General features: G+C 69.9%; 12 protein-coding genes and 1 pseudogene. 8 read left to right on the top strand and 5 right to left on the bottom strand.

Going from position 1 to position 13,279, the window contains the following annotated elements:
• The first annotated feature begins 10 nt into the window (after positions 1-10).
• Both J1M36_RS13025 and J1M36_RS13020 read left to right on the top strand, forming a co-directional pair.
• The gene (locus J1M36_RS13025; RefSeq protein ID WP_206479128.1) at positions 11-1,012 is read left to right on the top strand and encodes a CoA transferase; all 1,002 of its coding nucleotides are present in this window, start codon (positions 11-13) and stop codon (positions 1,010-1,012) included.
• Positions 913-1,521 (top strand): CoA transferase, encoded by a 609-nt coding sequence (locus J1M36_RS13020; RefSeq protein ID WP_206479127.1) that lies wholly within the window; start codon positions 913-915, stop codon positions 1,519-1,521. The genes J1M36_RS13025 and J1M36_RS13020 overlap by 100 nt, the downstream gene beginning before the upstream one ends.
• On the opposite strand, the gene J1M36_RS09085 is transcribed toward J1M36_RS13020, so the two are convergent.
• Together J1M36_RS09085 and speB are read right to left on the bottom strand one after the other, a co-directional pair.
• Positions 1,487-2,671: a PLP-dependent aminotransferase family protein gene (locus J1M36_RS09085; RefSeq protein ID WP_206479126.1), complete on the bottom strand. Its 1,185-nt coding sequence runs from the start codon at positions 2,669-2,671 to the stop codon at positions 1,487-1,489. The two genes, J1M36_RS13020 and J1M36_RS09085, sit on opposite strands and share 35 nt — an antisense overlap.
• The gene (gene speB / locus J1M36_RS09080; RefSeq protein ID WP_064846854.1) at positions 2,671-3,705 is read right to left on the bottom strand and encodes an agmatinase; all 1,035 of its coding nucleotides are present in this window, start codon (positions 3,703-3,705) and stop codon (positions 2,671-2,673) included. The genes J1M36_RS09085 and speB overlap by 1 nt, the downstream gene beginning before the upstream one ends.
• A 214-nt stretch (positions 3,706-3,919) precedes the next feature.
• Between speB and J1M36_RS09075 the strand changes: the two are divergent.
• Together J1M36_RS09075 and J1M36_RS09070 are read left to right on the top strand one after the other, a co-directional pair.
• Positions 3,920-5,130 (top strand): annotated as a pseudogene (locus tag J1M36_RS09075) (sodium:solute symporter).
• A complete protein-coding gene (locus J1M36_RS09070; RefSeq protein WP_064846855.1) occupies positions 5,127-6,809 on the top strand; it encodes a thiamine pyrophosphate-binding protein in 1,683 nt (560 codons plus the stop codon). Before J1M36_RS09075 ends, J1M36_RS09070 begins: the two are co-directional and overlap by 4 nt.
• Before the next feature lie 36 nt (positions 6,810-6,845).
• Here the strand turns inward: J1M36_RS09070 and J1M36_RS09065 are convergent, their stop codons facing one another.
• Positions 6,846-7,373, bottom strand: coding sequence for a WYL domain-containing protein (locus tag J1M36_RS09065; RefSeq protein WP_206479125.1), 528 nt, complete (start codon positions 7,371-7,373; stop codon positions 6,846-6,848).
• 12 nt (positions 7,374-7,385) lie between these two features.
• Positions 7,386-7,826 carry an HTH domain-containing protein gene (locus J1M36_RS09060; protein ID WP_206479124.1) on the bottom strand — a complete coding sequence of 147 codons (441 nt, stop codon included), beginning with the start codon at positions 7,824-7,826 and terminating at the stop codon, positions 7,386-7,388.
• 96 nt (positions 7,827-7,922) lie between these two features.
• Between J1M36_RS09060 and J1M36_RS09055 the strand changes: the two genes are divergently transcribed.
• Positions 7,923-8,477 carry a DinB family protein gene (locus tag J1M36_RS09055; protein WP_206479871.1) on the top strand — a complete coding sequence of 185 codons (555 nt, stop codon included), beginning with the start codon at positions 7,923-7,925 and terminating at the stop codon, positions 8,475-8,477.
• 30 nt (positions 8,478-8,507) lie between these two features.
• Here the strand turns inward: J1M36_RS09055 and J1M36_RS09050 are convergent, their stop codons facing one another.
• The gene (locus J1M36_RS09050; protein WP_241247046.1) at positions 8,508-9,830 is read right to left on the bottom strand and encodes an 8-oxoguanine deaminase; all 1,323 of its coding nucleotides are present in this window, start codon (positions 9,828-9,830) and stop codon (positions 8,508-8,510) included.
• Between the two features lie 480 nt (positions 9,831-10,310).
• Between J1M36_RS09050 and J1M36_RS09045 the strand changes: the two genes are divergently transcribed.
• The 3 genes from J1M36_RS09045 to J1M36_RS09035 all read left to right on the top strand — a co-directional run.
• Positions 10,311-11,876, top strand: a complete 1,566-nt coding sequence (locus tag J1M36_RS09045; RefSeq protein ID WP_206479122.1) for a nucleobase:cation symporter-2 family protein — start codon at positions 10,311-10,313, stop codon at positions 11,874-11,876.
• Between the two features lie 40 nt (positions 11,877-11,916).
• Positions 11,917-12,429: a nucleoside deaminase gene (locus J1M36_RS09040; RefSeq protein WP_206479121.1), complete on the top strand. Its 513-nt coding sequence runs from the start codon at positions 11,917-11,919 to the stop codon at positions 12,427-12,429.
• Positions 12,430-12,546: 117 nt separating this feature from the next.
• Positions 12,547-13,279, top strand: a 733-nt coding sequence (locus J1M36_RS09035) for a solute carrier family 23 protein (protein WP_206479120.1), incomplete at its 3' end; no start/stop codon positions are given.

Here is a 13,279-nt window from a genome sequence, read left to right as displayed (position 1 = left end):
AATCCTAAGCATGCGCGGTACGGCCTCCTCCCGCGTGAACCCCGCGGAGCGCGCCCGTGTGCTTGAATCGTGGCCCACGGTTCCGGCCCCGGGAGGCAGCGGCATGCAGGAGATCCTTTCGGCCCTCGACGGGCTGCTCCCGCGCGCGAACGAGCACGCGGCGACCGCGGTGCACGGTAGTGGTCGGTACTGGTCCGGGCCGTTGGACGTCCAGCGGCTGGCGGTTTCGGGGGTGGGACTGGCAGTGGCGGGCGCCCAGCAGCTCGCCCGCACCATGGGCCATCGGGACAGCGTCATCACGGCGCAGCTGCCGGAGGTCCTCGCGGCATTCGGCTCGGTCTCCCACCTCCGCCTCGACGGGCAGTCCCTGCCCGGCTTCGCCCCGTGTTCCGGTTTCTTCCCCGTGTCGGACGGCTGGCTGCGCACGCACGCCAATTACCCGCACCACCGCGAGCGTTTGTTCCGCGCCCTGGACATCACGCACGACGACGCCCTCGCACCCGCCCTCGCCCAGCTCACCGGGGAGCAGGCCGAGTCCCGGATCGTCGCCGAGGGCGGCATTGCCGCTCGCGTGGCCACGGAACAGGAATGGCGCGCAGATGCGGCGTCCGAGCCGGGGCCGTGGCTCGAGCTCACCCCGGCGGACATCCCCGTCCGACTGTTCGACCGTGCCGGTTCCGGCGCGTCGACCCGTTCGTCCGATTCCGCAGGCTGTCCGTCCAGTTCCGCGAAGGGTCCGTTCGCGGCACCGCGGGGGACGGCGTCGCTCACTCCCCTGGCGGGCGTACGCGTGGTCTCCCTGACCCGGGTGATCGCGGGTCCCACGGCCACCAAGTTCCTGGCAGCCCTGGGCGCGGACGTGCGCCCGAACTGCTCGGCCAGCACCTGGACACCGATGCGGGGGTGCGCTGCGTGTCGTGGGATCTGGCGGATCCCACGCGGGCGGAGGATCTGGCCGACGCCCTGGACGCCGCGGACGTCCTGCTCACGGGGTACCGGCCCGGCTCCCTGACCGATCTCGGTCTCGACGCCGCGAGCATCCGCGACCGCTTCCCCCACCTGGTCCACGTGGAACTCAGCGCGTGGGAACCTTCCGGCACCCGGGGCGGACAGCGTGGATTCGACAGCATCGTCCAGGCCGCCACGGGGATCGCCCATCACTACGGTGCGCGGGGCGAGCACGGGAGGTGGCGCCCCGGGGCCCTACCGGTCCAGGCCCTGGACCACACCGCGGGCTACGGCATGGCCGCCGCGGCCTGCGCGCTGCTCGCCACGGGGACCGCGGGCCACGCACGGGTGTCCCTCGAACGCACCGCGCGGGCCCTGTTGGATGCGCGCACTCTCCGGACCGCGCAGGACGCCCATCTCTCCCCCGCGACCCTGACCGCGCCCACCGATCACGGGATGCTCGAGTACGTCCCGTCGCCGGTCCGCGTGGACGGCGCTCGGCCTCCGGCGGAAGCACCGCGGTGCGAGCACGACGGCGTCAGAGGTCCCGCAGCACCTGCGCGAACCGCTTGACGCCCTCCCGGATCCGCGCGGGAGCAACACCGGAGAACGCGAGCCGCACCGCGTCCGAGTCCCGGCCGTCCATGTAACACGCCGAGCCCGGTACCAGCACCACCCCATGGGCGATCGCCTCCGCGAGGACGTCCTTGCCCACCAACTCGTCCGCCGTGACCCACGTGAAGAACCCGCCCGTGGGCGTGGTCCACCGCGCTGAGGACGGCATGAACTCGGTCAACGCCGCGTCCATGGCTTCCCAGCGCTCGCGGTACAGGGTCACAGCGTTGTCGAGCGCGGGCTCCCATTGCTCGGAACCCACCCACGCCGTGACGAGGGACTGTGCCAGGTTGGACGGGTGGATCACCACGGACTCCGCGGCGATCTGCAACCGGCCCCTGACCTCCGGGGGAGCCGCGATCCAGCCGATCCGCAGCCCCGGGGCGAAGATCTTGGAGAAGCTGCCCAGGTGGATCACGTGCTCCGGGTCCATCCCGTGCATCGAGGCCAGGGGCTGCGCGCGGTCGAAGGACAGCAGCGCGTAGGGATCGTCCTCGATGATCATCACGTCCCGCTCGGCGCACACTCGCACCAGTTCGCGCCGCCGCTCCACCGGCATGGTCACGCCCGTGGGGTTCTGGAAACTGGGGATCCCGTACACGAACGGGACGCGCTCACCCTGCGCCGCGGCGTCGTCCAACGCGTCGGCGACGGCGCTCGGGTCCATGCCGTGCTCGTCCACCGGGACGTGACGCACGTCCACCTCGTACGCGCCGAACACGCCCAGCGCACCCACGTAGGTGGGGCCCTCGGCCAGGATCACGTCCCCGGGATCGCAGAACAGCTTGGTCACGAGGTCCAGCCCGGCCTGGGACCCGGTGGTCGGCAGGACGTCCGCCTCCGTGACCGTGGACCCGCCCCGCGCCATGAGCCGCACGCTCAGTTCGCGCAGGCCCGCGGTCCCCGCGCCGGAACCGTACTGCAGGATCTCACCGGCGCGCTCACGGATCAGCTGCGCGGCCAGATCCCCCACGGTCCCGCCCGGCAGCACGGACAGATCCGGGTTGCCCCCGGCCAGGGACACCACCGAGGGGTCCATGGCCGTCTCGAACACCGCGCGCACCGGGGAGGGCCGGAACTCCCCCGCGCGGGACGCGAACGCGCTCATCACTGGCCCCCGTAACGGGCACCCGACATGCCGTAGGCGGGGCCGTCCGCGGACGCGCCGGCGCCCAGGCTGATGAGCGAGATCAGCTCGTAGACCACGTGGGCCGCGGCGATCCCGGTCAGTTCGGCGTGGTCGTAGGCGGGGGCGACCTCCACGACATCGCACGCGACGACATCCAGCCCGCGCAGACCGCGCAGGATCTCGAGGACCTCGCGGCTCGTGATGCCACCGGCCTCGGGCGTGCCGGTGCCGGGTGCGTGGGCGGGGTCCAGGACGTCGATGTCCAGGGAGACGTACAGCGGGCGGTCCCCCACGTGCTCGCGCAGAGCCGCGACCACGGCGTCCACGCCGGAGCGCATGACGTCCGCGGAGGAGACGATCTCGAAACCGAAGCGGGCGTCGTCGTCCAGGTCTTGGGTGCCGTAGAGGGGCCCGCGGGTGCCCACGTGCATCACGGCGTCCGTGTCGATGATGCCTTCCTCGAACGCCCGGCGGAACGGGGTGCCGTGGGTGTACTCGGCACCGAAGTAGGTGTCCCACGTGTCCAGGTGGGCGTCGAAGTGCAACAGTGCGATTTTGCCGTGCCGTGAGTGGGCGGCGCGCATGAGGGGCAGCGCGATCGTGTGGTCCCCGCCGATCGCCACGACCTTGGTGGACTCCCCCATGAGCTCCTTGGCGGCGGTCTCGATGGACGCGATGGCCTCGGGGATGTCGAACGGGTTGCCCACGATGTCCCCGGCGTCCGCGACCTGCAGGTGGGCGAACGGCGAGTGGTTCTGCGCGGGGTTGTAGGGGCGCAGCAACCGGGAGGACTCGCGCACGTGATTCGGACCGAAGCGCGCACCGGAACGGTAGGAGACGCCCGAGTCGAACGGCACGCCCACCACGGCGATGTCCGTGTGCTCCACCTGATCCGTGCGGGGCAACCGCGCGAACGTGGCCGGCCCGGCCCACCGCGGTGTCAGGGCGGCGTTGACGGGGCCCACCCGTTGCTCACCCGCTGCATTGGTTTCGACGACGCGTTCCGGTTCCACTGCTGAACTCCTTACCTCCCGGGGATCACCCGGGGACGTGCACCGCGATTCTCGGGGCGTGGTTCCCACGAACACGGCACCCGCGGCGGCGTGAACCGCCACCGCGGTGATACTTTTTGTGACCTGGTGCATAAAACCCTAGTGCCAACCACCCCGCCCACGAGCGCATCCGCTCGCGCGCGCGGACACCCCGAGTTCTGTCGAGGAGACCCCCGTGAACGTCCTGGTCATCGTGCTGTACCTGATCGCCATGGTGGTGATCGGGCTGTGGGCGGCACGCCGCGCCCGCACCGCCACCGATTACCGGGTGGCCGGGCGCCGGCTGGGAACGGGGTTGTACACCTCCACGATGGCCGCCGTGGTCCTGGGCGGCGCCTCCACCGTGGGCGGTGTGGGTCTCGGGTACAAGTACGGGATCTCCGGGATGTGGCTCGTGGTGGCGATCGCCGTGGGCCTGGGGGTCCTGAGTCTGTTCTTCGCCGCGCGCATCCAGTCGCTCAAGGTCTTCACCGTCTCCCAGATGCTGCAGTTGCGCTACGGCGCCAAGGGCGGGGCCACGGCGTCCTCTTTCGTGATGCTCGCGTACACGATCATGATCGCGGTGACCTCCACCGCGGCGTACGCGGCGATCTTCTCCGTCCTGTTCCCGATCTCCCGGCCGTGGGCCATCCTCCTGGGTGGCGCCGTGGTGATCGCATACTCGGTGCTCGGTGGCATGTGGTCCATCACCCTCACGGACCTCATGCAGTTCGTGTTCATGACCGTGGGGATCTTCGCGATCCTCCTGCCGTTCTCGCTGGCCGCCGGGGGTGGGTGGTCCGGGATCCGTGAGCGGCTGGACTCCTCCTTCTTCGACCTGGGCGCCATGGGTCTGCAGGGGATCATCACGCAGTTCGTGATCTACGGATTCGGCATGCTGATCGGCCAGGACATCTGGCAGCGCGTGTTCACCGCCCGCTCCCCCGGGGTCGCCCGCTGGGGCGGGGTGATCTCCGCCGGGTATGTGGCCCTGTACGGCGTGGCTGGCGCCCTGATCGGCACCGCTGCGGCCGCCGTTCTTCCCACCCTCGAGATGCCGGACGAGGCCTTCGCGGCCATGGCCCAGCAGCACGTCCCCGTGGGCCTGGGTGGTGTGGTGCTCGCCGCGGGCGTCGCGGCCATGATGTCCACCGCCTCCGGGGCCACGATCGCCGCGGGCTGCTGTGGCCGCGCGCCACCGCGGCCGGCGCCATGTGGTCCATGGGGGTGGGGGTTGTAGCCACAGTGGCGGGCATGATGGTCTTCGGGGTGCTCGCCAACGCACCCATCTACATGGGGCTGATCGCCTCCGCAGTGGTGTTCGTGGCGGTGTCACTCATGAGCAGGCCCACCCCGTCCGACGTCAGTCAGGAATGGAACCGACGGACTCAGGAGTCCAAGGCATGAGCAACGAGAACACGGTCACCGCCGCCCCCGGGGGGTTCGAGAACCCGGCGGGGGCGGCGTCGTCGCACCCCGAGCGCACCACGGCCCGTGCCGTCCTGGAGACGCTGCGCGGCTACGGGATCGACACGGTCTTCGGCATCCCGGGCACGCACTCGCTCGAGTTCTACCGGCCGCTGCGCGAGCTGGGGATCCGCCCGATCACCACGCGCCACGAACAGGGCGCGTCCTACGGCGCGGACGGTTGGTCCCAGGTGCGCAGGCTGCCCGGCGTGGTCATCACGACCTCCGGACCCGGTCTGCTCAACTCGCTGTCCGGCGCGGCCACCGCGTACGCTGAGTCCCGGCCCATGATCCTGCTCTCCCCGGGGCGGCCCGTGGGACACGACTTCCGGGACATCGGCTCGCTGCACGAGACCAAGAACCCGTCCGCCGCGGTCAATGCGATCGTGGGCGTGTCCCGGCGCGTGACCTCCGCCGCCGAGGCCGTGACCATGATCCACGACGCCATGCGCGACTTCGCACACTCCCGGCCGCGGCCCATCCACATCGAGATCCCCCTGGACATCCTCGAGGCCCCCGCGGACGTCCCCGAGTCCGCGACCGCACCCCGCCCCCTGGGCGAGCCCGCGCCGGCACCGGAGGCCGACGTCGCCGCGGCCGTCGAGGCGCTCGCCGCGAGTGAGCGCCCGGTCATCCTGGCCGGCGGTGGTTCCCTGGCCGCCGGGGAGCACCTGCTCGAGCTGGCCGAACTGCTCGAGGCACCCGTGATCACCACGACCAACGGCAAGGGAGCGATCCCCGAAAAACACCGGCTCTCCCTGGGCGCGGACCTGCGGCTGAGCACGGCCCACGAGTTCCTGCGCTCGCGGGACGCCCTGCTCGTGATCGGCTCCAAGGTGGGCGAGGCCGAGCTGTGGGGCGGCGACATCACCCCGCAGGGGCCCGTGGTGCGCGTGGACATCATGCGCGACCAGATGCTGTGCAACCTCACCCCGGACGTCGAGGTCCCGGGCAACTCCGCCGCGGTGGTCCCCCAGTTGCTCGCGGGTCTGCGGGCGCGGGCCGACGCCGGGGGCCCCGGCGACGTCGCGCCCTCCGCGCGGACGGCACCGGGCCTGCGCGAGGTCTTCGACGCGATGGACGAGGAGGGCCGTACGTGGGCCCCCGAGCTCGCGGCGCTCAACGAGACCATCATGGACGTGGTCCCGGACGACACGATCCTGGCGGGCGACTCGTCCCAGGTGACCTACATGGGATCCACCACGTTCTTCCGCGCACCCGTTCCCCACTCCCTGCTCTACATGGGGACGTACGCGACGCTGGGTTACGGCCTGCCCGCGGCGATCGGCGCCAAGCTGGCCGCACCCGAGCGCCCGGTGGTGTGCCTCGTGGGGGACGGCGCCCTGATGTTCTCCATCCAGGAACTGATGACCGCGGTGGAACTGGGCCTGGACCTGCCCGTGATCTGCGTGGACAACGGCGGCTACGGGGAGATCCGGCAGAACATGGTGGACCGCTCCATCCAGCCGCTCGGTGTGGACCTCGTGCAGCCGGACTGGGTGCGCTTGGCCGAGGGCTTCGGCGCCACCGGCCTCCCCGCGACCATGGACACCCTCGCGGACACGGTGCGCACGGCGCTGGAGACCAAGGGGACGAGTTTGGTGCACCTCAAGATCTGAGCGCATCCACCTCTCGGCGGGGCCGTTCTCGACGTGTCATGACGTGCTGCGGGACTCGTCGTCACCGAGGGGTGTGTCACCGGCCGCCCGCAGTAACCGTTTCCCCAAGTCGGTCATGGCTTCACGCACGTCAGCATCCTCCACCAGCGTGAACTCGTGGCCGATCCCGGCGAACCAGACCGCGGCTTGTTCCGGGTCGTCCACACCCGTGACGTACTCGCACAACCCCGGTTCGAGTTCACGCAGTAGGGCGCTCTCCCACGTCATGAACTCGGGAGCGTGCTCGATGCCGCAGTGGACGTGCAGGACCACCCGGTGGTCGTACACCTCCGGTGGAACGGGTTCCAGGGCCCGCCGCAGCGCATCGGCCGCATCCGGTCTGCGGTGGAAGACCCAGTCACCCACGCTCACGTCCGCTATGCGGTCCAGACGGAACGAGCGCCAATCGGCGCGAGCGACGTCGTACGCCGTCACGTACCAGACCCGCCCGCGGCAGGAGAGCTGGCGGGGTTCGATCCAGCGCTCGGAACACCGTCCACGCCGGTCCACGTAGCGGAACCGCAAGCGCCTGCGGCGTCATGTGCCGTCCGCGCACGCCCCGAGGACGGCGGAGTCGACCGCGGTGCCCGCCGCGCTCAGGCCCGCGGCCTCCCGTGTTCCTTGCACCTGGGCGCGGGCGGCGGTCGGTAGCACGGCGTCGATCTTGGCAAGCGCCCGCCGTCCCGCGGCGGCCTCGGTCAGATACCCGGACGCCGCCGCGAGGGCGATGGTGACCGCGGGCGTCTCACCCTCGTCGAGGGACAGTGCAGGCAGGACCCCGCCACGACGCAACGCGTATCCACCACCCAGCCCCGGCACGGCGTCAACCGTGTAGCCCAGGTTCCGCAAGCGGTCGACGTCGCGGCGCAGTGTTCGCGGTGTGACGTCCAGTTCGGCGGCGAGTTCCATACCCGACCACACGGAGCGGTGACCCAGCAGGCCTAGGAGCTTGAGTGCGCACGAAGTCGGATCCGTCACGCGCCCAATGTGACCGCGGACAGGATCTGACCGCAATAGGGTTCACGATGCTCGCATCAATCCGATGGTTCTCGAGAAAGGCCCCGTCAGGGATTCCTGATTCCCCAAGCACACGGCGAGAAAGACGTCCTGGCCAACAGCGTCCTGCATCAGCTCGCGCAGATACGCACCACCGTTCACGGGCTCACGGACGAACAAGCACATTCCGTGCCGTCCGCGTCGTCACTGAACCTCACCGGGCTCGTGCGGCACTGCGCGCTCGTGGCCGCAGGATGGTCCGACATGGCGGCGCGGCGGATCAACGAACCCGACGTCCCGGAGGACATCGGCCCGGACCTGTCCATGGAGGACTGTATGACCCACCCCGCCACGGTGGACGAGACCCTGGCGTTCTTCGACCGGTGCGTGTCCTACGCGTCCGCGCCGATGGAGTCCATCACCGATCTCGGTGCGCCCGTGCCCGTCCCGGATGCGCACTGGTTCCCGCCCGAGCTCAAATTCTGGGAGGTGCGGTGGGCGCTGACCCACGTCATCGGTGAGATCGCCCGGCACGCAGGACACGCGGACGTCATCCGGGAGTCGATCGACGGCACGAGCTCCTACGAGCTCAACGACCTGGCGGAGGGGTTGGACCCGCACCGGGAATGGTGACGGGCGGATCTGCCGGCGCTATCCGCACCGTCAACCACGCATGAGCAACCGCGCCTGCTCACGCTGCCGGGCGATGATGCGCTCCAGGTCCTGACCCGCGAGCGCACCGTCCTCCATGACCCAGCGGCCGTCCACCATGACGCGGTCCGCCCGGTGGGCACCGCACAGCACGAGGGCGGCCACGGGGTCATGGGCCCCCGCGAAGCGCAGCTCGTCCAAGGTGAACATCGCCAGATCCGCCCCCTCCCACCCCAGGGCCGCCGCGGAGCCGCGCGTGGCCCAGTTCAGGGCGCGCGCCACAGGGACCCGAGCGGGCCCGGCGGCCAGACGCTGGATGTTCAGGGCCGCGCGCACCTCCTCGATCATGTTGGACCCGTCATTGGACGCGGACCCGTCCACGCCCAGCCCTACCGGCGATCCGGCCTCCTCGAGTTCCAGCGCTCGGCACGTCCCCGATCCGAGTCGCATGTTCGACGTCGCGCAGTGGGCCACCCCCACACTCGCGGCTCCCAGCCGGGCCACCTCAGAATCGTCCAGGTGGATGGCGTGCCCCAGCCACGTGCGCGAGCTGAGCCACCCCACGGATTCCAGGTAGTCCACGGTGCGCAGGCCGAAGCGTTCGCGGCAGAAGTCCTCCTCGTCGATCGTCTCCGCCAGGTGGGTGTGCAACCGGACGTCCAGCTCGGAGGCCAGCTGGGCGGTGTCCCGCATGAGCTCACGCGTGACGGAGAAGGGGGAGCACGGTGCCAACCCGATCCGGATCCGGGCCGCCTCATCGCGTTGGTGGAACGTTTCCACCACCCGGCGGGAGTCCTCCAGGATGGCGTCGTGATCCTGGACCGTGGACTGGGGCGGCAGGCCGCCGTCGTCCTGGCCCAGCGACATGGAACCCCGCGTCAACATGGCGCGGGCCCCGAGGCGCTGGACCACGTCCGCCTCGATGTCCACGGACTCCTCGAGCCCGGCCGGGAACACGTAATGGTGATCGGCGGCGGTGGTGCACCCGGACAGCAGCAGCTCGGCGATCGCGACGGTCACGGCGGATTCCAGGGCGTCCGGGGTGAGTCGGGCCCACACCGGGTACAGGCCCTGCAACCAGGGGAACAGTTCGGCGTCCGCCACGGGGGCCCAGGCGCGGGTGAGTGTTTGGTAGAAGTGGTGGTGCGTGTTGATCAGACCGGGGAGCACCACGTGGGCCGAGGCGTCGAGGACCCTGTCGTGACGGGTCGGTTCCACCCCGGCCGCCACCAGCTCCACGATGGCTCCCGTGCGGGTGTTCACCACCAGACCGCGACTCGCATCCACCGACCGGCGGGAGGACGTATGGATCCCGGCGGGGTCCTTGATCCACAACAGGGACCCGGCGGTGTCGGTGCCTGGGCTCCCCGAGGTGTGGGTTTCGGGGAGCGGAGAGCCGGCGGCGACTAAGGGACGAGGCGGCTGATGCGAGGGTGCGGTGTGCATGGTGGGCCTTTCCGGGCGACCATCGTCGCCCCAGACGAGCTCGGCATGACACCGAGCCGGCTCAGTGATCCTGTCTGCCGATCCAGGTATCGCACGGGCTGGAGCGCGGGGAGCGACGGCCCCATCTTTTCCATATTCCGGAAGAGTGGACAAACAATCCGGAAAAATATGTTGCCCATCACATTGAACGCTCTGTACGCTCATCAACACAACCGCCACGGCGGGTCCTGATCGGACTATCTACCGGGCACGAATCCAGTACCGACCGGCCCGCACCGGCGCGTTGATGGACCCGTGATCTCCGGGTTTCGTGTGCGTCACAGGTCGGCAGAGTTCCTACACACCGACCACAGTGACCCGGAGAACCCCATGAAGAATTGCACGACATCCGTCGCGAACACCCCGCACCGTCCCGAGGACGAATACCTGGGTGTCGGTCGGTCCCTGGCCTACGGCCTGCAGCACGTGCTGACCATGTACGGCGGTGTGATCGCCGTGCCCCTCATCATCGGCAACGCCGCGGGCCTGGACCCCACCCAAACGGGGATCCTGGTGGCGGCCGCGCTGTTCATCGGCGGGCTCGCGACCATCCTCCAGAGCATCGGTGTCCCGTTCCTGGGTGCCCAGCTGCCCCTGGTGCAGGGCGTCTCCTTCGCAGGCGTGGCCACCATGCTCACCATCCTGCAGGGAACTCCCGGGGAGGAAGGGCTGCGGGTCATCTTCGGTGCGGTGCTGGTGGCCTCCGCCCTGGGTTTCGTCCTGGCGCCGTTCTTCGCCAAGATCATCCGGTTCTTCCCGCCCGTGGTCTCCGGGGTGGTGATCACCACCATCGGCGTGACCCTGGTGCCTGTGGCCGCGGGGTGGTCCCTGGGTCCGGCCAACGACCCCTCCCACGGGTCCGTGGCCAACATCGGCCTAGCCGCGTTCACCCTGCTCCTGGTGCTGCTGCTGTCCAAGGTGGGATCGGCGGCGATCTCGCGACTGTCCATCCTGCTGGCCATCGTGATCGGCACCGTGGTGGCCGCGCTGTTGGGGCGAGCGAACTTCTCCGACGTGGGCGAGGGGCCCGTGGTCGGCTTCCCCGTGCCCTTCGAGTTCGGCACACCGCTGTTCGTGGCCTCGGCCATCCTGGGCATGGTCATCGTGATCATCGTGACCATGACCGAGACCACGGCGGACATCGTGGCGGTGGGCGAGATCGCCGAGACGAGCGTGGACTCCAAGCGCATCGCCAGCGGCCTGCGGGCGGACATGATCTCGTCCTCGGTGGCGCCCCTGTTCAACACGTTCACGCAGACTGCGTTCGCGCAGAACGTGGGCCTGGTGGCGATCACCGGTATCCGCAGTCGCTTCGTCGTGGCCGGCGCCGGGGTCATCATGGTCGTCCTGGGCCTGCTCCCCGTACTCGGTCGCGTGGTGGCCGCGGTGCCCTCCCCCGTGCTGGGAGGCGCGGGCATCGTCCTGTTCGGGACCGTGGCGTCGTCGGGCATCCGCACGCTGGGAGGCGTGGACTACCGCTCCGGTCTGAACCTCGTGGTCGTAGCCGTGTCCCTGGCCATGGGGCTGATCCCAGTGGTCTCCCCCACCTTCTACGAGCAGTTCCCGTCCTGGGTGCAGGTGGTCCTGGGATCCGGGATCAGCGCGGCCGCCCTCACCGCGGTCCTGCTCAACATCCTCTTCAACGAACTGTCCTGGGGTTCCCGGCCCGGCTCGTCCACTTTCGCCGCATACCCACCCCGCGTGTTCCCCCGCTCGCTGCTGCGCGGCCTCCAGGAGGGCGACACCCTGGTCAAGGGCCGCCTGATCGGCGCGGACGGCCAGGAGATCGCCGTCGTGGACGACCACTTGGTGGAGGAGGCACGCCGACGCGTGGAGAGCGGCGAGCTCACGGACACCGGCCAGATCCATCGCGTCTACAAGAGCGACACCCCCTGATTCCCACAACCGCAATCGAGGACCCACGAAAGGAAGTACCATGACCCCTCCCACCCACACCACCTCGGCCCCGGCCGACGCCTCCGTGCAACGCCACCTCCGCAGCGCGATCGACGTGGCCGTGCGCAACGCCTCCGAGGACGGCGGCCCGTTCGGCGCCGTCGTCGTGACCGCGGACGGGCGCGAGTTCACGGCGGTCAACCGCGTCACCGCGGACAATGATCCCACCGCCCACGCCGAGGTCTCGGCGATCCGCGCCGCGTGCGCCGCCCTGGGCGCGTACGACCTCAGCGGCGCCGTGCTCTACTCGAGCTGCGAACCGTGCCCCATGTGCCTGTCGTCCTCGCTGTGGGCGCGCTTGGACGCCGTGTACTTCGCCGCGGACCGCCACGACGCCGCGGACGGCGGCTTCGACGACGCCGTGTTCTACGACTTCTTCACCGCCACTCGGGCCCAGCGGGACGAACTGCTGCCCGTGCGCCACGTGGGCATCGACAACCGCACCGCACCTTTCGACACATGGGCGGCCAACACCTCCCGCACCGCGTACTGACCCGAATCCATCCACTGCATCATCGCTAGATCCGGACACTTCGCCACCTGGTCGACGGTGGGAAAAACAGAAGATCGCCGAACCTGCGGCCACCGACCGTGAACGGAGGCATCTGACATGACAAGCACCAAACTCCTCAGGGGACGCCGTGAACTGCAACGACCCAGAGGTCCTGAGGACGAGCGACTCCCGCTCGGACGCACCACCGCTTTCGGAGCACAGCACGTGCTCACCATGTACGGCGCGATCGTGGCCGTCCCCCTCATCATCGGCCAGGCCGCGGGTCTGGCACCCGAGCGCATCGCGCTGCTGATCTCCTCGTGCCTGCTCATGGGTGGCTTGGCCACGTGCCTGCAGAGCCTGGGATTGCCGCTGCTCGGTTCCAAATTGCCCCTGGTCCAGGGGGTGTCCTTCGCAGGCGTGGCCCCCATGCTCGCGATCCTCGCCGGTGACGGTGGCATCTCCGCCATCATGGGCGCCGTGATCGTCTCCTCCGCCGCGGGTCTGCTGCTCGCGGGCGGTTTCTCCCGCGTGATCCGCTTCTTCCCGCCGGTCGTCACCGGAACCATGATCACGGTCATCGGGATCTCTTTGCTGCCCGTGGCCATCAACTGGTCCGCCGGCACCACGGACGGCTCCCCGCCCAGCAACCGGGCCATCGCCCTGGCCGGCATCACGCTGCTGATCGTGCTGCTGCTGTCCAAGGTGGGCATCGGTATCGTGTCCCGGCTGTCCATCCTGTTGTCCTTCGTGCTGGGCACGGGCGTGGCCGCCCTGCTGGGCATGACGGACTTCTCCCGGGTCGGCGACGGCGCTCTGATCTCCTTCCCCACCCCGCTCGCCTTCGGCC

Origin of the sequence: Kocuria sp. KRD140 (genome assembly GCF_017168375.1) — a bacterium.
In the GTDB taxonomy this organism is placed as follows: domain Bacteria; phylum Actinomycetota; class Actinomycetes; order Actinomycetales; family Micrococcaceae; genus Kocuria; species Kocuria marina.
Note: the sequence above shows the minus strand (reverse complement) of the source record. Positions and strands in the feature narration are given on the sequence as shown.

Bases quoted from the DNA above. Each gene is read 5' to 3' on its own strand.
- J1M36_RS13025 (WP_206479128.1), top strand. From the start codon at position 11: ATGCGCGGTACGGCCTCCTCCCGCGTGAACCCCGCGGAGCGCGCCCGT.
- J1M36_RS09085 (WP_206479126.1), bottom strand. From the start codon at position 2,671: ATGAGCGCGTTCGCGTCCCGCGCGGGGGAGTTCCGGCCCTCCCCGGTG.
- J1M36_RS09070 (WP_064846855.1), top strand. From the start codon at position 5,127: ATGAGCAACGAGAACACGGTCACCGCCGCCCCCGGGGGGTTCGAGAAC.
- J1M36_RS09045 (WP_206479122.1), top strand. From the start codon at position 10,311: ATGAAGAATTGCACGACATCCGTCGCGAACACCCCGCACCGTCCCGAG.
- J1M36_RS09040 (WP_206479121.1), top strand. From the start codon at position 11,917: ATGACCCCTCCCACCCACACCACCTCGGCCCCGGCCGACGCCTCCGTG.